This window comes from Arthrospira sp. PCC 8006 (assembly GCF_046480465.1).
GTDB classification, from domain to species: Bacteria; Cyanobacteriota; Cyanobacteriia; order Cyanobacteriales; family Microcoleaceae; genus Limnospira; species Limnospira platensis.
In genome coordinates, this window is the sequence record NZ_PKGG01000028.1 from 13,575 (window position 1) to 35,732 (window position 22,158).

Below are 22,158 nucleotides of genomic sequence, written 5' to 3' on the forward strand. Positions count from 1 at the left end.
TCCCTTCTAATTCCCTTATTTAAAAGACTATCCCCCTTGACTGCTATTCCCCTAGTGGGGGGACAAACCACATCCCTAGCGTATCAGCATCATCCTACACTCAAAACGAGGCATCGTAACATAACTGAGTCAATTATGGTTGAACTTAACCTGAACCAATTTTACAAAGCCTGCAATCCCAGTAAAACCATTGACATGGCGAATCTGGAAGATCAGCAGTATTATATCGATTTTTCGTCAGTTCGCGGCAGCAATATTGTTCGCGAGTTAAGCCGCACTATCACATTGCTTTCCGGTGATGAACCCACCTGTCAGTTATTCTCTGGACACATTGGCTGCGGGAAATCTACAGAACTGTTTAGACTCAAAGACAGCCTGGAGCAACAAGGATACCATGTAGTTTACTTTGAGTCATCCCAGGACCTGGATATGGCTGATGTTGACATCAGTGATATTGTACTGGCGATCGCCCGTCAAGTGAGCGAAAGCATTCAAACTGCCGCAGTCCAGTTAAAACCCGGATACTTCGGCCGCCTGTTTACGGAGATTGGCGATTTTTTGCAAACCCCCATTGAATTATCTGGTGAGGCCGAAATTTCCGTTGGTATTGCCAGAATTACGGCTCGCACCAAAGATTCCCCTAAATTGAGATCTCAACTGCGACAATACCTCGAACCGAGGGTTAGCACTATTTTAGAAGCCATTAATGAGGAACTACTGAAACCCGCTAACGAGACTCTCAAAAAGAGAGGCAAAAACGGGTTAGTGGTGATTGTTGATAATTTAGATCGGGTAGATAATTCCCCCAAATCCTGGGGACGTACTCAGCCAGAATATTTATTTGTTGATCGGGGTGAGCAACTCAGACGGCTACATTGTCATGTGGTCTATACAATTCCTTTAACTTTAATGTTTTCTAATGATTATGGTCGGCTTTCTAGTCGATTTGGGGTGAAACCAAAAGTCTTGCCGATGGTTCCAGTATGCAATCGAGATGGTTCAGATAATCCCCAAGGTATGGCTTTATTGCAACAGATGGTTTTAGCGCGTGCTTTCCCGACTTTACCACCCGAAGAACGGATTTCTTATATTCCCGAATTGTTTGAGACCCCCCAAGTTCTCGATCGCCTCTGTCGGGTTAGTGGCGGTCACATGAGACGATTACTAATGTTAATGTACAGTTGTCTACAGCAGGATGATCCACCTTTTTCGGCTGATTGTTTAGAAACGGTAATTCGGGAGTATCGCGATGACCTATTAGGAGCTATTACCGATGACGAGTGGGATTTACTTTTGCAAGTAGTCGCCAATCAAAGCGTGCGCGGGGAAGATGAATGTCAAACCCTCTTGCGGAGTATGTTTGTCTTTGAATATCGCGATCGCTCTGGTCGTTGGTTTGGCATTAACCCAGCTTTGATAGATACACCCAAATATCAAAATTGGCAACTTAATAAATCTCCCACTCATCCACCAGCAGCCATGAATTAATTAGTATCTGCTCAATATCTGCCAATAAGTCCTAATTAAGACCATCTACCAGCCGATATTATGGTCAGACATATCGGTTATTTTTTGCTGCCAATTTTACCGGAAATTTCGGCCAAGATAGCGACTAGTTTTTCAGGTTTTCTCGCACAAAAATTACGGGAAGTGTTAAATTTTTATTTTTTTTTTAAAATTTATCATTATCATGTATAATAAGTAGGAGTCAGGGTGTAGTTTAGTCACAATGCCAGCATACTATAAGTCAGATTGTAGTGAGAGCGTTGAGCATTGGGGGGCCACAGCCACCAGTGTTAATCAACCACAGAAATCACGCTATAGTATTTTGACTAATGAAAAATTGATTGAGTATTGCTATCTGTACTGGATGGTAATTTTCAATTAATTGTGAATATTTAATGATGTCTAAGCCACCGACTGGATAGGCATCTATAATCTCAGGGAATCAGCCACAATTGGAGCCGGGGAAACTCCAAAATTATCAATCCTCACCTAACGAATACTGATTAAATAGCCACCCTCAACTCACCGGGTTAAATTCAGCCATGACTAATCAATTAACGCCTCAGCAATTCGAGAGCCAAAATCAGCGATCGCTACAGAGATTAGCCCGTGCTATTTCCTTTTCACAAGGTCAATTTTCTCTAATTTTAGTAAGTTGTAACTACTCCTATCTACAAACCAAAGTTATCAAGCAATTACAGCAAAAATTACCGGAAGCAGAGACCATTCAAAACATCACCCTAGCGCCGGAAGTTACCACCCTCTACACGACATTATTAGAGCGCATAGCCACCCCTACCCCTAGCGCCATCATGGTTATGGGTTTAGACAGGGTGGAAGCCTTAGAAACCCTGTTAAGTTCCACCAACCAAGTCCGGGATGAATTTCGCAAGAATTTTTCCTGTCCTTTAGTATTGTGGATAACAGATATCCTAGCCAAAAAACTAATCCGACTAGCACCAGACTTTAAAAGTTGGGGTGCAGCTACGATTAAATTTGAAATGGCGACCCCGGACTTGATTAAATCACTGACCCTCCAAAGTAACACGCTGTTTTCCTTAGCCGAATTACGAATTAGGTCAGGAGAATTGCACAGCCGCCAGTTTTATAGCCGGTCAAAAGCGCCTAAATATGACCTAAGTATTGGTTCCATTCGTCGCCGGGAATTAGAATTAGCTTGGAAAGATTTACAACAAAGGGAAGTGAAAATTAACCTATTTCTCCAAGCCACTAAACAATTTATTTTGGGCTTAGATGAAGATGCTGAAGACCGAGGAGATAAGGCGCGTGTTCATTATCAACAAAGTTTAGCCGATCTGGACAATTGGATATCTACCAGCGCAACCAGTCGCGACCCCTATCAATTTATTTATCCCATTTCCTACCAAGTCATCCGGGGGATTATCTTATTTCATATTGCTTTAAACGATCGCCTAAAAGCGGTGCGATCGCGACACATTCCCCAGGGAAAATCGCCGGGTAATAAGGTCAAATTTCTGCATTCAGCCAAAACCCACCTAGAAGAATCCCGTCAGGCTTTTGAAACAGCAGGAAGACCAGATTTAGTAGCTGGAATCCTCTGTTATTTAGGGGATGTTCTGAAGGGTTTATACCAATGGGATGATTTACAGAACCTAGCGGAAACCGGCATTAAAATCCATTTAGCGTATGGTTGCGATCGGCAATTAGCCCAAGATTATGGATTTCTGGCTGAAGTAGCCCTTCAGCAGAAAAAATGGCATAAAGCCTTAGAACTAACTAAACTAGCCCTAGCAATTATTGACTCGGAAAAGCGCCCCAATGAACGGGGAACTTATCTGCTGCTATTAGCTCGCAGTTACAAACATTTGAATGAATGGGAACAAGCAATTAAGGAACTAGAAACCGCCCGCTTAGAAACCTCCCCCAGTTATGATCCACAGTTGTATATTGATATTCTGGCTGAATTGCGCCATATTTACTACGAAAAAGGTCAATATTTAAAAGCATTTCGGATTAAACAAAGACAACGAGAAGTTGAGCATCAATACGGTTTTAGGGCTTTTATTGGAGTTCATCAATTGCAGCCTTCTAAACAGGCATTAAATTCTGTTATTAACCACAAAAACAATATCTCAAAATCGGCTATTAGTCCCGGCTTTGATATGACTAATAATAGTCGGGATCAAGATATTAATAATCTGATTCACAGGTTAGGGCGAGATGATCATAAATTAATTGTGCTACATGGTAGTTCTGGAGTCGGGAAAAGTTCCTTAATTAATGCGGGTTTAGTACCAGCGATGGCGGAAATTAGTTTAGGGGCTCGTAATGTTCTACCCGTGGTAATTAATAGTTATACAGACTGGGTACGAGAACTGGAAGCGGCTTTAGCGGAAGCCTTAATTAATCAAGATAATCTGAATATTAAAAGCCAGAATTTAAAACGACTTTGGTATCGGAAAATTATCAAGGCTTCCCAAGGTAATGTTATATGTAATAGCACGGGTATTGAATCTTTGAATAATCGCGATCGCACCTCATATATTCTGCATCCCGATTCATTTATTAACAGTCGTCTCCAGAAAAATGCCGACCAAAATCTCCTGACTGTTATCATTTTTGACCAATTTGAGGAATTCTTTTTTCTCTGTCGCGATCGCTCCCAGCGCCAGACATTTTATGAGTTTTTAAATCTCTGTCTAAATGTCCCTTTTGTTAAGGTAATCATTTCCCTGCGAGAAGAATGTCTAGCCTGGTTATTAGAATCGGAATATTTATCTCCATTAGATGCCATCAATAACAACATTTTAGATAAACATATTCGCTACCATTTACGAGATTTTAGTAAAGCGGAAGCCCACCGAGTGATTCAGTCTTTAAGCAAACGTGCTAACTTTAATTTAGAGCCAGCTTTAATTGATAAATTAGTGGAAGATTTAGCCGATGAACGCTCGTTGGTCAGACCAATTGAGTTACAGCTTGTTGGTTCCCAACTCCAGGAAGAACAACTCCGAGGAATCACCACCTTAGCGGAATATGAAAGACTGGGAGACCATCCCAAAAACCAACTAATCGAGCATTTTATTAATGGTATTATTGAAGACTGCGGCCCCCCAAATGCTAATGCAGCCTGGGATATTTTATTTGCTCTGACGGATGAAAAACTAGCTCGTCCGTTGAAAACGCGATCGCAATTAATCGCCGCCATTAGACCCGATCCATCTACGGTAAATCAGGGCAAATTTTCCGATAATGAACCCAGCCATAATCATCATGCTTTCATTGATATTATCTTAGAATCAGGATTGCTGCTGCGTCAACATGAGCAACCAGAAGACCGCTATCAACTCATGTATAATTATCTAGTATTTCCCATCCGAGAAAGCTATGGAATTTTAGCCCAAAAGCGTCAGACAGCCATCGAAAAGAAACTGCAACAAAGTCTGAAAGCCAAAACCCAAGCCGAAGCGGCTCAAAGCCAAAGCGAACAACAACTGATACACCGGAATCGACTCTTAAAACAACTGCTTTGTGTGTCGATTGTCGCCACTATAGGATTAGGGGTATCAACCACAATTGCTTACCAACAAAAACGCCTAGCTTATATCACCTCATTAACAGCATCTTCCGAGGCGTTATTTTTCTCTAATTATCGTTTTGATGCTTTGCTGGAAAGTTTAAAAGCCGCCCAACAACTCCAAAAAATCAAGTCCTTATCTGTAACTGCTAACAGTTTCCAGGATGCGGAAATTCGGGTAGCGACTACCCTAGGACAGGGAGTTTATGGCATTCATGAACAGAACCGCCTAGAGGGACACGCGGATATAGTGTGGGATGTTGTGTATAGTCCCAGCGGGGATATATTAGCCTCTGCTAGTACGGATAATACTATCAGATTATGGACTCCTGAAGGGAAGGCGATCGCCACTTTAACAGGACATAATCATAATGTAACTAGCCTGGATTTTAGCCACTGTGGTCAAATGTTAGTTTCCGCTTCTGATGACCATACAGTTAAACTCTGGAGTCGGGACGGTAAACTATTACAAACATTGATCGGACATACAGATAAAGTCAAAGCGGTTCGTTTTTCTCCTGATAGTCAAATGATAGCTTCTGCAGGGAGCGATCGCACCATCATCCTGTGGAATTTACAGGGAGAAATCATCCGCACTATTCGTTTCCGCCATACCGCACTGACCTGGATTAACTTTAGTCCTGACGGTGAAATATTAGCCGCCGCAGCCAATCAAGGAGACGTGCAATTTTTCAACCAACAGGGTAGAAGATTAATGAGTATCAGCCACACGAAAAAACGGGACTCAGTAATTTATTCAGTTAATTTTTCCCCCAATGGTCAATTCATAGCCACCAGCGGTACAGATGGCACAGTCAAACTCTGGACTCGCCAAGGAGAATTACTCAGGACTTTACAAGTAGATGAAAATATTGTTTTCTGCGTTTCATTTTCTGCAGATGGTCGAAGTTTAGCCACAGCCGGATATGATAAAACTGTGAAAGTATGGAGTTGGGAAGGGGAATTACTCAAAACCTTTCGCGGTCATGGAGATAAAGTAACACGGGTACGTTTTTCCCCGGACGGTCGCACCCTAGCCTCATCAAGTTATGACAAAACCGTGAAGTTATGGAACCTTCACAGTAACCCCAGAGCCACCTTAAAAGCCCATAATGATCGAGTTCTCGATGTTAGCTTTAGTCCTGATGGTCAAATCTTAGCTTCTGGGTCCCAAGATACAACCGTGAAATTATGGAGTAGTTCGGGTAAACTCCTGCAAACTCTAGCAGGTCATAGCGATCGCGTTTCTTCCGTGAGTTTTAGTCCTAACGGAGAATGGTTAGCCACAGCATCCTATGATCACACAGTCAAAATCTGGAAACGCCTTAACTCCCAGTCCAACTGGTACGATAATTGGCCCATGAAACTGCGAGTTTCCAAGTTTAACGGTATTGGTGTCATACCAAAATCTCTGTTTGTACCCTCTCCAGTCGCCACCTTAGTCGGTCACACAGATAGCGTCATGACTGTTACATATAGTCCAGATGGTCAGTATATCCTCAGCGGAAGCAAGGATGGAACCATTAAAATCTGGACTGCTGACGGTCAATTCCTACGCACCATCACAGGACATCAGGAATGGGTTAATCAGGTGAGTTTTAGTCCCGATAGTCGGACAGTTGTTTCCGCCAGTGATGATGGGACTTTAATTCTGTGGAAGTGGGACCCAGCCAATACTATGCTTTCTCGCCTCAAAACTATCCAGGCTCATGAGAGTTATGTCTTGGGGGTCAACTTTAGTCCCAATGGTAAAGTTATAGCTTCTGCTGGATACGACAATACAGTTAAATTATGGACTCAGGACGGAGTTTTGCTCAATACCCTATTAAAGGGGACTAGCGATAGTGTCACTCGTGTAGTGTTTAGTCCTGATGGGTCTTTACTAGCTTCCGCCAGTTATGATAGTCATGTTCGCATTTGGAGCGCTAAGGACGGAACTTTGTTGAAAACTTTAATGGGACATAGTGATAGCGTTATGTCTCTCGGTTTTAGTCCAGATGGCCGAACATTAGCCTCCGCTAGTCGTGACCACAGCGTGATTATGTGGAATTTGGATCTCGATAGTCTCATAGACAAGGCTTGTGAGTGGGTTCGCAACTATCTTGACCATAATCCTAATGTTAGGGATAGCGATCGCCAATTGTGCGAGAACACCTACCAGAGGAGTTAACAGCCTCCGTATCTTATATCGACACTCCCCAGCCACTCCCTAAATTTCTCCGATTCTGTGGTAAGGTTAACAATTGTAACGAATATGAGTTGGCATTATCTCTGGGTTAAGAAACATCTCCCGTCGTTCACATTTGATTATTTGGTATAAAATATCTATGCAACAAATCTGGTCGCACAAACTCTTCCGATTCATTGCTGTATTCTGTCTCCTGCTTTCCACCTGGGCGATCGCACCAGTAGCCGGCGCTTACAACAACCCCGAACTTCTACCCGAAGTCCAAACCCCGATCATAGATTTAGCCGAACTGCTGACAGACGTTCAAGAAGACCTGTTAGCCGAAGACCTGAAACAGTTTGAATCCCAAACTGGCTGGAAACTCAGGGTGCTAACTCAGTTCGATCGCACTCCCGGTCGCGCCGTCAAGGAATATTGGGGACTTGATGAACACAGTGTCCTATTGGTAGCTGATCAACGTGGCGGTAATATCCTTAACTTTAGTGTCGGTCGGGATCTATACGACCTGCTGACCCGAACCTTTTGGGTCGAACTTCAGACCCGCTACGGTAATCAATACTTTGTCCGCGATAATGGCGAAGATCAATCAATACTGCAATCTATCGAAACCATTCAAACCTGTTTACTCAAAGACGGTGGTTGTCGAGTAGTTCCCGGTCTTCCCAGAGAACAATGGATTCTCACCTTAATCACCTCCGCCTTGGGTGGCGTAATTTGTGGTATTGCAGCTATTCCCCGTAAACCCGGACAAATTGTGGCTTGGCAATGGGCCTTAATCTTTTCTCCCCTGTGGGGCATTTTATTTATAGCCTTCGGTCTCGGTCCGGTAATTAGTCGCACCTCCGATTGGGTTCCCGTAATTCGCAATGTCTCCGCTTTCTTAATCGCTGTTTTTGCGGCTTATTTAACCCCCGCATTTAACCACTCTTCCACCTCGGAAACTTAAACCTTTGAGCTATCAATTAGGGCGGGTTGAGCCTTGTTAAGCTGCCAATTAACCGTCATTTTCCGACCCGCCCCTATCTGAAAAAATCACCCTTTTTAGCAACAATAATTATGGCACTTTAATCGCTCCCACCAGTTGTTTTAGCAATTAACCACCTCATTTTTCGTCAGCAAAATCCGCCCAACTCACTAATAATTAGCTGTTGGTAATTAACTGTTGTTTGATATCCTCAACGTTACCAATCAGATCAACTTGGTTTAACACGGTTTGCTCGCCACTTTTCAACCATTTGAGGTTCACAGTTCCGGCGATCGCCTCAGCATCTCCCAACACCAAACAAGCCCCAGCACCACTGCGATCGGCTCGTTTAAACTGTTTACTAAAAGCACTACCACTCAGGTCTAATTCAACCCTCAAGCCCGCTTGACGCAGTTTTTGAGCCAAAATCAGACCATTAGCCTCAGCCTTTTCTCCGCGAGACACCAAATATAATTGTGGGGTAACTTGTGGAGGTTGGTGCAATTGCTGAAGCAGAATAATTAAACGTTCCAAACCGATCGCCCAACCCACCGCCGGAACTGACGGGCCCCCAAGTTCCTGGACCAAACCATCATAGCGACCACCGCCGCAAACCGTAGCCTGAGCGCCAAGGTCATCAGAAATAATCTCAAAAGCAGTGTGGGTGTAATAGTCCAAACCGCGAACCAGTCGAGGATTTAGCGTGTAAGAAATCCCCAATTCCTTAATCAGATACTGCACCCGTTCAAAATGAGATTGCGATCGCTCTCCCAGATAGTCCAAAATACTGGGAGCGTTGCGGGTAATTTCCTGGGTGCGTTCATCCTTACTATCCAAAATCCGCATCGGGTTACGGGTAAGGCGATCGCGAGAGTCTTGATCAAGTTCCCCGCTAAATGGTGTCAGATAATCAACCAACGCTTGACGATAATTTTGGCGATCGGTGCGATCGCCTACTGAATTAAGATTCAAATGCAGATTGGTAATTCCCAAACTCTTGAGGATATCCACCGCCACCGCGATCACCTCCACATCAGCGCGGGGGTCATCACTACCGAGAACCTCCACCCCAAGTTGATGAAATTGTCGTTGTCGTCCCGCTTGAGGACGTTCGTAGCGAAACATCGGCCCCATATACCATAGTCGTTGTACACCAGGATTAGCGTGTAGTTTCCGCTCAATATAAGCTCGCACCACCCCAGCCGTACCTTCAGGACGCAGAGTAATAGAGCGATCGCCGCGATCGCAGAAAGTGTACATCTCCTTTCCCACCACATCCGTAGCCTCACCGATACCCCTTTCAAACAAGGCAGTTGGCTCAAAAATCGGTGTCCTGATTTCTTGATAATTCCCTCGCGCCAAAGTCTCCTCAGCCACAGAAGCCACCCACTGCCAATAACCGACTTCCTCCGGAAGGATGTCACGGGTTCCTCGTAAACTTTGAATTGATTCCATCTCTATATATAATCCGTGCAAAAATAGGACTCACCGCCAGGAGCATGATCCCCACACTCAGGGAAGCCGTGAGCCTTCTGTACTGACCAATTTCCTGCTGATCAATTGGTGTTTATCGTATCTAAAGATTGCCAAGAACCATAGCGATCGCCATAATAAGCTAAAATCCGTTCAACTTGCGAGGGAATGTCCCCGTCAGGCGATTCGGAATATTCAATCGATAGGGCCGCGACTTGACTCGACCTAGGGTCAAATTTTGACGATTCCCAACCCTCGACATCTTTAGACATAGGCACTAAACCCGTCTGTACACCCTCCACCTGTCGCAGGTGAGCAGCCACTTCTCGATAAACCGCTAAAGGTAATCGAGGACAGCAAAACTGATAACGGATTCTTGAGTCCATACTTGCCATGATGATCAGTGATCTATATTTACTCAACTACAGGAGAGGATACAGTTTCATCAACACTATCAGTTAATTCTACTGATGATTCTGGTTCTGGTAGGGTGCAGCAATTGATATTATCAATGCAAACTTTACCCCATTGCAAAGACCAGCGGACCAACTCCACCCGATTACCTGTCGAGGTTTTAGTCAGGATGTTACTTATGTGGTTATCTACTGTACGTTTGCTGATTTCCAGCTTTTCCGCGATTTCCTGGTTAGTCAAACCGATCGCCACCAGTTCCACAACCTGTAATTCTCTTTCCGAGAGGGAGACAGGGGATTTGAATTTACTGTCGGACATAAGGGTATCCTATCTCTGCATATTTACTTAGCTATCACCATTTTAAACTGTACAATCCATTTGCGTCTTCTAACCTCAGATGCTTCTGCCCCAGCGCAGATTCTGTGAACTCTATTTTTGACAGTCAAGATGAATCATTCTCGCGTTATTTGCCTCGGTGAAATTTTATTTGATTGCTTGGCAGACGAGCCTAACCAGTCCTGGGGAGAAGTTAAATCTTGGACCGCTCACCCGGGAGGGGCTCCCGCTAATGTCGCTTGTGCTTTGGTGAAATTGGGAACCTCTGCCGGCTTTATTGGCGCGGTCGGTTCCGATGAAGGCGGCGATCGCCTCCTGGGGTTTCTTCAATTGGTTGGCGTTGATACCACCGGCATTCAAAGACATCCATCAGCACCCACACGACGGGTTTATGTGTTGCGTTCAAGCACTGGTGAGCGAGAGTTTGCCGGATTTGGCAATCTCAATACTATTGATTTCGCTGATGCCTATTTGCAAGCCCAAGCCATACCAGAGTCTTTGTTTGTAAATGCTGACTTTTTGGTGTTGGGTACATTGGAACTCGCCTATCAGGAAACCCGCCACGCTATCACTCATGCTTTGAAGTTAGCCGATCGCTATAATCTCAAGATTTTAGTAGATATTAACTGGCGACCGAATTTTTGGCCAGACCCGGAAGCAGCCAAACCCCTAATTATGGATTTGCTCAAACAGGTTGATTTTGTCAAATTATCAGAGTCTGAAAGTATCTGGCTATTTGATACCACTGATCCTGGTACCATTAACTATCGCCTAAACTCCGTGGAAGGGGTGCTAATTACTAAAGGCGATCGCGGTTGTTCTTACTGTCTCGGAGATCATGAGGGTTATTTTCCCGGATTTTCTGTGGCAGTTCAAGATACCACTGGCGCAGGTGATGGCTTTGTGGCTGGCTTTATTCACCAAGTTTTGCAGTTGGGTATCCCTAGCCTCCAGAACCCAGAAACCCCTAGGGCGATCGTTACCTATGCTAGTGCAGTGGGAGCCTTGGTTACTACTGAATTAGGGGCGATCGCAGCCCAACCCACCGCCGCCCAAGTTGACGATTTTCTCAAACAGCAGCCATAGCCACTCAAATTGGGGGCGGGTTCAGTAATCAGTTTTGATTCTCAACAGTCCAACTACTCAACCCGCCCTTCTTCAATCCGTGCCCGAATTAGATCCTAGTCAGAGCCGAGATTTTCGCTAATTTATCTCGACCCAAAACCTGTAATTCTTCCAGGCTTAACCATCCCTGTTTAACTAATGTGGCTAACACAAACACACTGGCAGCATCTCTATAGTCATACTTACCATCAATCTCGTGTCTTCTGGCACTCAAAAAATCATGCAATTTCCACACCTCGTCAATTTCTGTGAGATTAAACGCTTTTTGTTTAACCTCATCAATCAGAATCTTAACCTCCCGCTCATAAGCGTTATGTAAGGCATCTACAGCCGCGTTTTTATCCTGTTCAGACCAATTAATTTCACTCACTTATCATTACCTAATTGAGCATTACCACAGCCGATATTTGCTCGATATTAGTGCGCGAGTACCGTAGAATATATCTAGGCAATAAATAGGTGCTATTAATCATCATAATATAGCCATCATAAATATCCGATAAATCATTATGAACTTTCTATCCTGTGGTTGTAATTTTATCTGAACCGCTGGTTGTTCACAAATCATTTCATAATGCTATATTAAACACTGTCTTTACCTACCTACCTACTTAACTTACCCTCAAGTAACTTTTTACTGCCCGTAGCACTACAATGATCGCCACATTCAATCGATGGGGAATCGACTTTATCCCCAGCAGAAAAGGGAGCGCTTTTGCTTAGAAAACGCTCGCCTATATAATTTCTAGGTGAACTCTATTCTAGCGCACCAAGTTCAACAACTCTTTGGGAGATGCTAACAAATCGATCGCCACAAAGAAAACCTTATCTTCTGGGTTCAGCAAGAAGCGCCAAGCAATATTCATCCCCACATTACCACCAAACCAGGGAGTTTGCACTTTACCAGTAACCTTAATCTGAGTATAGCCATCTTCCGCCGGTTCAGAAACACCTCGTTCTGGGATTAACTTCAGGTTCTGGCATTCTTCCCGGAAGAACCGCAGCACATTCTCTTTACCAACAATTGGTTTTTGGAAAGGAGGTTGTAAGGCTCCATCTTCTGCAAACAGATTAATTAAGTTATCAAAATCGTTAGCATTCAAGTTGTCCATGTATTGCAGGACTGTCGAATTAGTCACACCTTCGATTTGAACTTTAGTCCGTTGGGACATCTCTTGAGGAGGTACAACAGGTTCTGCTACCCGTTGATAGCTGCCTAATTTGCTGGTATCGAACCCCATATCAACAACACAATTACGCAGCACCGTGATTTGTTGACCTGGATCAATACCTTGAATAGTCACTAGGATAGCGTTGGCGTTAGCTGAGAGTTTGTAGCCTTCGGGAATGGGCGCAACAAGTCCTTGATCCATGAAACGCCCTAGTTCATACCAGAAACCCAGCTTGATATTAGGAGACCAACTAGCATAGGTACGACAAATGGGAGTATCTGTCCGGTTCGCCAGGTCACACATAGCCTGGGTTTGCTGTAGGGGGGTCATCTGCCGAATTTCCTGTAGGGTGTTTTCAGCAAACTGCATATTCGCAGCCCCAGGAGCAGCAATGGTGATGGTTTTACCCATTTCCAGATACGCAAACCAAATGAGAGCCAGTTGATCTTCGGCACTAAGCTGCTTGAACCGAGCGATCGTCGCCGGAACTACGTCAGCCGCTAGGGTTTCTGGAAAAATGCTACGAGCCGAGTCAATGGTGAATGGCATTATGTGTACCTCTACTTCAATTTCTGTTAAAGCAACTTTACCATACTTAACAAAAATTTACAAGTTTAGGTATCTGAGAATGCAGAATTTTTTTTATACCACCGATTTAGTCAGGGGAGGGCTTAACTGTTCACCCTTTCACCCGGATCAGGGATACAATAGGCGCACAGCTTGGTAAATTGGGCAAATTGACTAAAATATGGCAGTTGAGATCGAACGTAAATTTTTAGTGCGCGGCGACCAGTGGCGATCGCTTTCTGTGGGAATGGTTTACCGTCAGGGCTATATCACCACCACCCCAGAAAAAACCGTCCGAGTCCGCATCGCCGGAAATCAGGGCTATTTGACCATTAAGGGCGCTTCTGTGGGCTATCAGCGCGCCGAGTTTGAATATCTGATTCCCATTGAGGATGCCGAACAGATGTTATCTAGTTTATGCGTTGGCCCTCTCATTGAAAAGAAACGCTATAAAATTCCCATCGGTGATCTGATCTGGGAAGTTGACGAATTTTTCGGGGATAATCAGGGGTTAATTTTAGCGGAAGTGGAATTAAACAGCCCCGATCAGGCTTTCGAGTTACCAGAATGGATCGGGGAAGAAGTTAGTCACGATTACCGCTATTATAACGCTAATTTAACCAAGTTTCCCTATACTCAGTGGCCTATCAAGTGAGGACAACAATCATGGAATTTCAGACCCAAGTTCAACGAGAATGTTATGAACAGGTCGCTATCTGGATGGAGGAGATGTTCACTCAGTATCCTTGGGAAAAATTAGACGATCCTGGCTTTGGTTTATTTCTGGGTTCCGCCTGGGTAGAAGTGCGAATTTACCCCTGGCACGAAGATGCTGTCATTGAAACGCGATCGCTCGTAGTTCAAGGGGCAGAAATTACCCCGGAATTGATGCAATTTTTATTATTGAAAAATTCTCAAATGCGCTTTGGTGGTTTTGCGATCGATGACCATGATCATATTTACCTTAGCCATACCATAGTCGGTTCAACCTGTGACCCAGGAGAATTAGAGTCCTCAGTTTTATCTGTCTTAGAAACAGCCGATGATTTTGATGATCAAATCATCCAGAAGTGGGGCGGAAAAAGGGCTTTAGACATTGTACCATAATCGTTTGGCTACCAACCATAAAACTAGGGCATTATCCCGAATCTTAACAATTAAACCGCGATCGCCCTTGTTGAGTTGCCGTTAAATACTGTTCTAAAGTCTCCCAGTCTTCCTGTTGAATGGCGAGTGTAATTTTATCTAAACTTTCGCGATAATTAGACAAAGACTTTAACACAGCTTCCCGATTATACTTAGCCATCATCACCCCTAACTCAGGGTTCCCACCACCCACGCGGCTGGTGTCTCGAAACCCAGAACTTGCTAGTTGATAAGCCAGAGCCAGGATCTCCTGATTGTCCTCAGTAGCCGTCGCAGCAATGAGACTAGCACTAACCATGACCGGGAGATGAGAGATCCAAGCTACCGCCCGATCATGGTCCATCGGGGAACATTGATAAACCCTCGCCCCCAGTAAATTAGCGATCGCCACCACTACCTCCGTCGCTTCTGGGGGGGTTGTTTCCGTGGGAGTAATCACATAGGGTCGCCCTACAAATAACTTGAACTGTGCCGCATCAATACCACTATAAGCTGTTCCCGCCATGGGATGTCCTCCCACAAAGTTCCGCCAGAGGGGAGATATCATATCAACAATAGGAGTTTTTACCGAACCGACATCTGTTAAAATGGCGTGAGGATTCAGGTGTTCCAATAGTTGTTGAACCGTAGAAGCGATCGCCCCAATGGGGGTACAAATAAACACAATATCCGCCCTAGCCATCAACGACAAACTACAAGAGGCTTCATCAACCGCCCCCATAGCGATCGCCCGGCTGCAGGTAGACTGGCGGCGAGAAACCCCCAACACCCGCCCCCCCTGTAGCACTGATTCTTCCAGAGGTTCAGTTAATCCCTTCCCCTCCCACAAAGAACGCAAATCCAAGCCTAGGGAACCGCCAATTAAACCCAATCCGACAATACCAATGTTCATCACTTACCATTCATCTTTAATCGGCGATCGCTGCCCTGAGTTTACCTGTGAAACTGGCAGCCCAAATGCACAACCAAATAACTTTAATTAATTCCCAATCAAGCAAATTTTGGGAAAATTGTCAACCCAAAACCCCATAGAGATTTGTGACATCAACTCAACGAATTGACAGATCCCCCCCAAATTTTGATAGAATAACAGTTTAATTTGCCGATATTAAACGGGAGCCAAAAAGGCATGGATGCCGAAGAACTGCTGCTAGAATACCAATCCGGGAACCGTGATTTTAGTGCCATTCTGCTATGTGAAGCCAATCTGAGCCGGGTCAATCTTAGTCAGGCTAATTTTACCGAAGCCGTTTTGAGCGTTACCAACTTTAGCGGAGCCAACCTAACAGGCGTTAACCTAACTCGAGCCAAACTGAACGTTTCCAAACTTAGCGGCGCTATTCTCCAGGGAGCCAACCTCAATGAAGCAGTTCTCAACGTCGCCAACCTGATCAGAGCTGATCTCAGTCAAGCCAACCTCGTCGATGCGTCCTTAATTCGGGCCGAACTAATGCGAGCCGAACTCAGCGAAGCCGTAGTCAATGGGGCGAATTTAACCGAAGCAGATTTAAGAGAAGCCACCCTCAGACACGCCGACCTCCAACAAACCAATTTATCCGGCGCTAACCTATCAGAAGCCTGTTTAATTCTCAGTAACCTAGAAAGATCCAACCTAACCCGTGCTGATCTTACACGAGCCGATCTCAGGGGGGTTAATCTCCGTAACGCTGAACTGCGACAAGCTGAACTAAATGGCGCAGATCTTCGTGGTGCTAACCTGAGTGGCGCAAATCTCCGCTGGGCGAATTTAAGTGGTGCTAACCTGAGTGGCGCCAACTTAGAAGCCACCCAATTAAGTGGCGCAAGTTTACGCGGTGCTAATCTTAGTGGCGCAAGTTTACTCAATTGTAGCGCCATTCATGCTGATTTAACCCAAGCTAATTTGATAGACTGTGACTGGACAGATGCTAACCTGCGAAGTTCCGCATTGACAGGAACTAAACTTTATGGAGTTTCCAGATTTAGTTTAATTGCAGATGAGATCACCTGCGATTGGATTGATCTGAGTCCTAACGGTGATGGTAGCAAAATACAGCGTTTTAGTTCCCAACAAGCTCATCAATTTTTTAACGTTGAATCTCCCACAGTTCAAATCCGTATTAATGCCCCCCTAGACCCAGATACCCACTGCATTTTAGCTTCCATATATCGGCAAATTATCCAACACTATCCCTTTATAAAATCTCCCCCTAGCATTGATATAGGTTCGCGCCGAACCCTCTTATCGTTTAGAATAGATGAGGAACAGCTATTTATGACAGCTTATGTAGTGATTCTACCCTTTGCAGATGTCGCCAAAACCAGAGAGTGTATTCTGGAATCATTGCGGATGCTCACCTTGGAAAATAGTTCTCAAATGGGAGTCAGATTATCTAACCAAGTGATTCAGTTTGGCATCGATATAATTAAAAAAATCAGCCGTTTAGAAGACCATTTGTTATCGGAAAAGTTACAGGAAGAAATTGACGGGAATCATCCATTTTTTAACCATCCTACTCAAACCATTTTAAGTAACTTAGTCGGGGAATATTTAGCTATTCATAGCCATCCCGAATTTGGGAGGAAGTTTAGTCATATTCCTGGGTTGATGGATTTATCCAAAATCACACCCGAAAAATATCGGGAAATGGCGATGGCAACCCCAGATATTTTCACCAGTTTTGTAGCCAGCTTTGATGCCAAATAAAGTCATCACAAATACTCTATCTCCCTCGTTAATTGCTCTCTTAATTATTTGTACATCAACAGTGAATTTTCCACAGAATGACAGATACTAACAACCATCAAAATTCTGAGAGTGACGTTCTTAAAGTTTATGAAATTGTCAAAAAATATCGAGATGGAGAACGAGATTTTGAGGACATAAATTTAAACGAAATTAATTTGAGTCGAATTAACCTAGCCGGAGCTAATTTAAGTGGTGCATCCTTGAGTGTAGCTAATTTAAGCGCCTCGGATTTAAGGGAAGTTAATTTGACTCGTGCTAATCTGAATGTAGCTCGATTAAGTAATGCTAATCTCACCAAAGCTATTTTAAATCAAGCCACCATTAATGTAGCTAATTTGGTGAGAGCAGATTTAACGGAAGCACAGTTAATTAACTCCCTATTAATTCGAGGCGAATTAATTAGAGCGAAACTCACTAAAGCTAATTTCACCCAAGCTAACTTAAATGGGGCGGATCTGCGGGAAACTAAACTTCAGCAGACTAACTTTAATGGCGCTAATTTAAGTGGTGCGAACCTGCGAGGTGTTTCTGGAGCTTTAACTAAATTTACGAAAACCGACCTACGAGGAGCGGATTTACTTAAAGCGAATTTACCTAAAGCTGATTTTACTAATGCGGAATTAAGACAAGCAAATCTGACCTATGCGAACTTGAGTAATGCTGATTTTAGTGGTGCAAATCTGCGCTGGACTGACCTACAAGGTGCAGACCTGAGTGGTGCTAATTTGACAGAGGCTAACCTGAGTGGTGCTAATTTATCCGGTGCTAATTTAAGCAGCGCGGTGTTAGTAAAGGCTAGTTTAGTTCACGCTGACTTGAGCCAAGCTAACTTAATTAGAGCGAATTGGAGTGGCGCAGACTTGTCAGGAGCGACATTAACTGGCGCTAAACTTTATCAAGTTTCTAGGTTTAATCTAAAAGCTGATGAGATTACCTGTGAATGGGTAGATTTGAGTGCTAATGGTGATCATAGTCAGGTTTATCATTTGGATCGGGAAACTCTCCGAAAGTTTTTTAATCAAACTCGACCCAGAGTTGAGATTATGGTTAATTCTCCCTTAGATCAAGATGGGAATATAGCCTTAGCTACTATTTACTACAAAATTGCTCAAGAGTTTCCAATTATGGAAAGTCCCCCCAGCATAGAAATAGACGATCGCACTACAAAACTCACATTTATTGCTAACCAAGAACAAGAATTATTTGCCATTAGCTGTCTGGCTATTTTGCCCTTTGATGATGCTTCCCAAACCCAGAAAAATATCGTTAATTTACTGCGTCAGATTCAAGATTCTACCCTTGAAAAAGAGCGGCGATCGCAATTATTAAGCGCTATGGGTCAAGTGATTACCAAAATTAATGAGATGAAAAAAATAGCCCGCACCATTCGCTCAGAATTCAATCCGCTATTTTTTAGTAAACCCACCCGCACCCAATTAACTAATTGCAGCCAGAAAATGATTATGGTTCATGAAAATTCCCAAATCAGCAAACTAAATCCCTCTCCCCATAGTAGTGCCGAGGTGGGTTATGCCCCGAATTTTGACCAGGTGATGGCTTTTATTAACAGTTTTAATGATCTACCCTAAAAGTATCATCAAATCTCCAGGTTAACCATTAATCATTAATTGTAATCATTAATTGGGCCAGGTTCGATCCAGTCACTGGTTCGGTGTTCTGCTCGCCACAAGCTAAACTAGAAGTCAATGGGCTGAAGTTGAGAACCATCTTAACCTCTGGGACATTACTAAATATTTGGCTTGATAACCCTGTGATTGAAGTAGAAGCACATAATCTGGTTCGTCGTTTGGTGCAGTCCGTTGGTAACATGGACTGGCCCCACTATTTGACAATGACAAGATTAGTGGCGCGCGCGTTGCGTTTGGGACGTAGTGCATTAATTCAAACTGGGGTGAGGCCACAAATCCGGGAGCATCCCTATCGGTTTAGTTATCTAATTCCGGTTTTAGTTTGGGGAAAAGCTAGTGTGATCGTTGCCTCCGAAGCGGTAATTGAGCAACTTTTGACGGTGGAAATTCCCAAAATTCAGGGTATTACAGATGCAGATGATCAGAAATTACCCCTGATGCCGATTCAAAAGGGCGATCGCTGGCCAAGTAGAGATTTTCAGGGTTTGCTACTGACCACCCCTCAAATATGGTTAGCAGATAGATTAGGCGATAACCAGCACTTTCCCCCACATATTCCCACCATTATTGATGATGCCGATAATTTAGAACAGTGGAGTCGCGATCGCCTCACCGCCGCCCTAGAATGGTCAGATTGGACCCTATTAACCCAGAAGCGACCAGAATGGCGAGACACCCTCGAGTTAACCCAAGTGCGTCTAATTCGCTCAATTTTCGCCCACCCAGCTAATCTTTATGGTTGTCATCTCCTCGATGAGGAAGAACAGGATATTCTCCAAAATCTGTTTTTGACTCTTACACAACCAACAGAATCAACTACTACCTCAGCCGAAACCTCTAGTCAACGCTTAGACTCTCGGTGGCATGAGTTTTACCATCAATGGTTATCTGACAATCAACTAAAGTGGGTAGAAGTTGACCGCGCCCAGGGTTCATTCAAATTATATTGCAGTCCCCTAGAAGTGGCTTCAGCTTTGAGTCCCATTTGGGAACAACAACCCGTAGTATTGATTGGCGGCGCTTTAGACTTGGATAAAAACGCTCCCATTTATCGTCAGATCATGGGATTAGGGGATTTAACYTGTGTTAAATTTACACCCGATCGCCAAAGCCAATTAATCCAACTTTATCTACCTTCTGGGATACCGATGCCAAATACACCCCAGTTTGAGAAGGCATTAATTGAGCAATTGCGGACCTTGCTATGTATGAGTATCAATATTAGTGGTTTGAAAGTTTTATTAGTTGAGGATATTCCCCTCAAAGGAAAAGTGGCGGCGGTGTTAGCTTCAGAGTTTGGGTCCCTAGTTCAGGTGGAAACCACAGCTATCAGCGAAACAGGGGTTTTAGTGACCGGTTGGCAATTTTGGCGAAACCATCAGCATCAGTTCATTTCTCCCCATTTATTAGCGATCGCCACTTTACCGTTACCCTCCCTAGAAAATCCCCTAGTAGCTGGGAGGGTCGCCTACTACAAACAGCAACGCCAGGACTGGTTTCGGCTATATTTACTCCCCGCCGCATTAACAGAGTTACAGGGGGCTGTCGCTCCCGTTCGCCACAAACAAGGTATCGTAGCCCTATTAGATAGTCGGGTCACTCGTCGCACCTATGGAAAACAGGTACTAACAGCCCTCAGTCCCCACGTTCAAATCGATTATCTCGACACCACCTGGTTAAATATTTAACTGGCTTGATTGTCCTTGCCAACAGTGCTATTATGGGCTAAATTCCGTTAGCCCTTTAGGGCAAAGTTTTCAACSMAMTTTTTTTTAAAAAAATTGCGACAATGAATCAAAAATTAGCAATTTCCCTACTTAGCTTAATCCTGAGTGTTGGCTTTACTGGTGTAGCTGGGGCGGAAACGGTTTTAGAACAAATTGGACGAACCGGAGTCCTGCGTGCGGGTGTACGGACTGATGCGGTTCCCTTTAGCTATTTAAACGATAATGGCGATATCGAGGGATATTCTGTCGATTTGATTAGGTTGATTCATGGTCGCCTCCAAGAGAAGCTAAACCAGCCTATCCGGTTGGAGATGACTACTGTTACACTTCAAGATCGCTTTGACCAGGTGCAACAGGGAAACCTAGACCTAGTGTGCGAAGCTACTAGCATCACCGCTGAACGGGAAAATGGGGTAGATTTTTCTACTCCCTTTTTTGTGACGGGGATTCAGATGTTAGTCAAAACTGAAAATCGCGATCGCCTTGACCCCACCCAACTATCCGAAACAGACATTTCAACCGTTAGCTTGGAACGAGTTACCATTGGATTTTTAGAATCTACCACCACTGATAGCGAGTTGCGCCCAGTTTACCCAGAAGCCCAATGGGAAGCCGTCCCTAGCCGCGCTGAAGGTATCCGCCTACTGCAGGAGGGGGAATTACAAGGCATTGTTAGTGATGGTATTCTGTTGCTTGGACAATTGTGGAAAGATGGGAGAACCCGCCAGAACTTTCAACTGGTTCCCAGCCAACCCCTGACCTTCGAGAATTACGGATGTATCCTACCAATGAACAGCCGGGAGTGGAGCCGAGTAGTTAATTCAACTATTGCCAGCCCAGAAAACACTACCCTTTGGAATCAATGGTTTGATACCAACCAAGGTAGGTTCCCTTATCGTAAATTTGAATAAGTATTGACCGAGAATATGCCGATCAACAAACCGGGAAATATTGAGGGTGTTTCTCGTGTTTTGGGGAGGTGAAATCAATCGTATATTCTGCCTGCATGAGTTATAATTTACTCAACAACGTGGAGTAACCCCCGACGTAGGCGATCGAATACTTCGTTAATGCAGTCGTGTTCTTCATCACTCAGACATTCCTTGGATAGAAGCAAGTACATAAGTTGCTTTTGATCCTCGCGGGTGATCTTGCGAGAAACAAAGATGCGCTCAATTAGAGCATCGAGATTGTTAGATGAGGGTGAGAATTGCGCCAGCATGGGAACTCAGATAACGCTATGTTGCTATTATCTTACCTTTTGGGCATTATGAAAGTGATAGAGCGCGTCAGCAATTGTGATTATGATCAAGATCAAACCTGATTGATATCACAATGACCCGATATACCACCCAAGTCCTAGCGAAAATGGTATAGAATAAAGGTTCATGAACGCTTACTCGCGCTACCGGAGATCTGCCATGAAATTCCCAATTCTGACGATGATTACCCTGTCGCTTGCTATCCTACCAATTACTCCGGTGCGAGCCAGTAATTTACAGGATATCCGACAACTCCTGTCTACTAAAGAATGTGAAAACTGCAACCTGACTAATGCGGGTTTGGTGTTAGCAGATCTCAGCGGGGCGAACCTGACCGGGGCG

General features: G+C 44.2%; 18 protein-coding genes. 11 read left to right on the forward strand and 7 right to left on the reverse strand.

The features are described 5' to 3' along the window. Positions 1 to 135: 135 nt before the first annotated feature. From B9T16_RS06865 to B9T16_RS06875, 3 genes are all read left to right on the forward strand, one after another. On the forward strand, positions 136 to 1,488 hold the full coding sequence (locus B9T16_RS06865; protein ID WP_006620263.1) for an AAA family ATPase: 1,353 nt from the start codon (positions 136 to 138) through the stop codon (positions 1,486 to 1,488). A 560-nt stretch (positions 1,489 to 2,048) separates the two neighbouring features. Then, a complete protein-coding gene (locus B9T16_RS06870) occupies positions 2,049 to 7,235 on the forward strand; it encodes an eIF2A-related protein (protein ID WP_410244387.1) in 5,187 nt (1,728 codons plus the stop codon). 157 nt (positions 7,236 to 7,392) lie between these two features. Continuing rightward, positions 7,393 to 8,199 carry a TPM domain-containing protein gene (locus B9T16_RS06875; RefSeq protein WP_006620265.1) on the forward strand — a complete coding sequence of 269 codons (807 nt, stop codon included), beginning with the start codon at positions 7,393 to 7,395 and terminating at the stop codon, positions 8,197 to 8,199. 195 nt (positions 8,200 to 8,394) lie between these two features. Here B9T16_RS06875 and hisS read toward each other — a convergent pair whose 3' ends face one another. The 3 genes from hisS to B9T16_RS06890 all read right to left on the reverse strand — a co-directional run bounded on the left by hisS (position 8,395) and on the right by B9T16_RS06890 (position 10,422). Beyond that, complete coding sequence (hisS, locus tag B9T16_RS06880; protein ID WP_006620266.1) at positions 8,395 to 9,672, reverse strand: histidine--tRNA ligase; 1,278 nt, start codon at positions 9,670 to 9,672, stop codon at positions 8,395 to 8,397. Between the two features lie 101 nt (positions 9,673 to 9,773). Next, positions 9,774 to 10,085, reverse strand: a complete 312-nt coding sequence (locus B9T16_RS06885) for a hypothetical protein (protein WP_006620267.1) — start codon at positions 10,083 to 10,085, stop codon at positions 9,774 to 9,776. A gap of 19 nt (positions 10,086 to 10,104) precedes the next feature. Then, positions 10,105 to 10,422, reverse strand: coding sequence for a helix-turn-helix domain-containing protein (locus B9T16_RS06890; RefSeq protein ID WP_006620268.1), 318 nt, complete (start codon positions 10,420 to 10,422; stop codon positions 10,105 to 10,107). A 129-nt stretch (positions 10,423 to 10,551) separates the two neighbouring features. Between B9T16_RS06890 and B9T16_RS06895 the strand changes: the two genes are divergently transcribed. Next, positions 10,552 to 11,526, forward strand: a complete 975-nt coding sequence (locus B9T16_RS06895) for a carbohydrate kinase family protein (protein WP_410244388.1) — start codon at positions 10,552 to 10,554, stop codon at positions 11,524 to 11,526. Positions 11,527 to 11,614: 88 nt separating this feature from the next. On the opposite strand, the gene B9T16_RS06900 is transcribed toward B9T16_RS06895, so the two are convergent. Together B9T16_RS06900 and B9T16_RS06905 are read right to left on the reverse strand one after the other, a co-directional pair. Continuing rightward, positions 11,615 to 11,935 (reverse strand): hypothetical protein, encoded by a 321-nt coding sequence (locus B9T16_RS06900; RefSeq protein ID WP_410244389.1) that lies wholly within the window; start codon positions 11,933 to 11,935, stop codon positions 11,615 to 11,617. A gap of 391 nt (positions 11,936 to 12,326) precedes the next feature. Continuing rightward, positions 12,327 to 13,286: an orange carotenoid-binding protein gene (locus B9T16_RS06905; protein WP_410244390.1), complete on the reverse strand. Its 960-nt coding sequence runs from the start codon at positions 13,284 to 13,286 to the stop codon at positions 12,327 to 12,329. Positions 13,287 to 13,485: 199 nt separating this feature from the next. On the opposite strand from B9T16_RS06905, the gene B9T16_RS06910 reads away from it, so the two are divergent. Continuing rightward, entirely contained in the window at positions 13,486 to 13,959 is a 474-nt protein-coding gene (locus tag B9T16_RS06910) for a CYTH domain-containing protein (protein ID WP_410244391.1), read from the forward strand. An 11-nt stretch (positions 13,960 to 13,970) separates the two neighbouring features. Next, positions 13,971 to 14,411 carry a T3SS (YopN, CesT) and YbjN peptide-binding chaperone 1 gene (locus tag B9T16_RS06915; RefSeq protein WP_006620273.1) on the forward strand — a complete coding sequence of 147 codons (441 nt, stop codon included), beginning with the start codon at positions 13,971 to 13,973 and terminating at the stop codon, positions 14,409 to 14,411. 43 nt (positions 14,412 to 14,454) lie between these two features. Here B9T16_RS06915 and B9T16_RS06920 read toward each other — a convergent pair whose 3' ends face one another. Then, positions 14,455 to 15,342, reverse strand: a complete 888-nt coding sequence (locus B9T16_RS06920) for a prephenate/arogenate dehydrogenase (protein WP_410244392.1) — start codon at positions 15,340 to 15,342, stop codon at positions 14,455 to 14,457. A gap of 237 nt (positions 15,343 to 15,579) precedes the next feature. On the opposite strand from B9T16_RS06920, the gene B9T16_RS06925 reads away from it, so the two are divergent. The 4 genes from B9T16_RS06925 (at position 15,580) to B9T16_RS06940 (ending at position 21,465) form a co-directional block, all read left to right on the forward strand. Beyond that, the gene (locus B9T16_RS06925; protein ID WP_410222827.1) at positions 15,580 to 17,136 is read left to right on the forward strand and encodes a pentapeptide repeat-containing protein; all 1,557 of its coding nucleotides are present in this window, start codon (positions 15,580 to 15,582) and stop codon (positions 17,134 to 17,136) included. Positions 17,137 to 17,213: 77 nt separating this feature from the next. Next, entirely contained in the window at positions 17,214 to 18,767 is a 1,554-nt protein-coding gene (locus B9T16_RS06930) for a pentapeptide repeat-containing protein (RefSeq protein WP_410244393.1), read from the forward strand. Positions 18,768 to 18,949: 182 nt separating this feature from the next. Next, the gene (locus tag B9T16_RS06935; protein ID WP_014276897.1) at positions 18,950 to 20,515 is read left to right on the forward strand and encodes a helicase C-terminal domain-containing protein; all 1,566 of its coding nucleotides are present in this window, start codon (positions 18,950 to 18,952) and stop codon (positions 20,513 to 20,515) included. Positions 20,516 to 20,616: 101 nt separating this feature from the next. Further along, positions 20,617 to 21,465 carry an amino acid ABC transporter substrate-binding protein gene (locus B9T16_RS06940; RefSeq protein WP_410244394.1) on the forward strand — a complete coding sequence of 283 codons (849 nt, stop codon included), beginning with the start codon at positions 20,617 to 20,619 and terminating at the stop codon, positions 21,463 to 21,465. A gap of 107 nt (positions 21,466 to 21,572) precedes the next feature. Here the strand turns inward: B9T16_RS06940 and B9T16_RS06945 are convergent, their stop codons facing one another. Next, positions 21,573 to 21,776: a hypothetical protein gene (locus B9T16_RS06945; RefSeq protein WP_006620279.1), complete on the reverse strand. Its 204-nt coding sequence runs from the start codon at positions 21,774 to 21,776 to the stop codon at positions 21,573 to 21,575. Between the two features lie 199 nt (positions 21,777 to 21,975). On the opposite strand from B9T16_RS06945, the gene B9T16_RS06950 reads away from it, so the two are divergent. Beyond that, a partial coding sequence (locus B9T16_RS06950; RefSeq protein WP_410244395.1) for a pentapeptide repeat-containing protein occupies positions 21,976 to 22,158 on the forward strand: 183 nt, incomplete at its 3' end.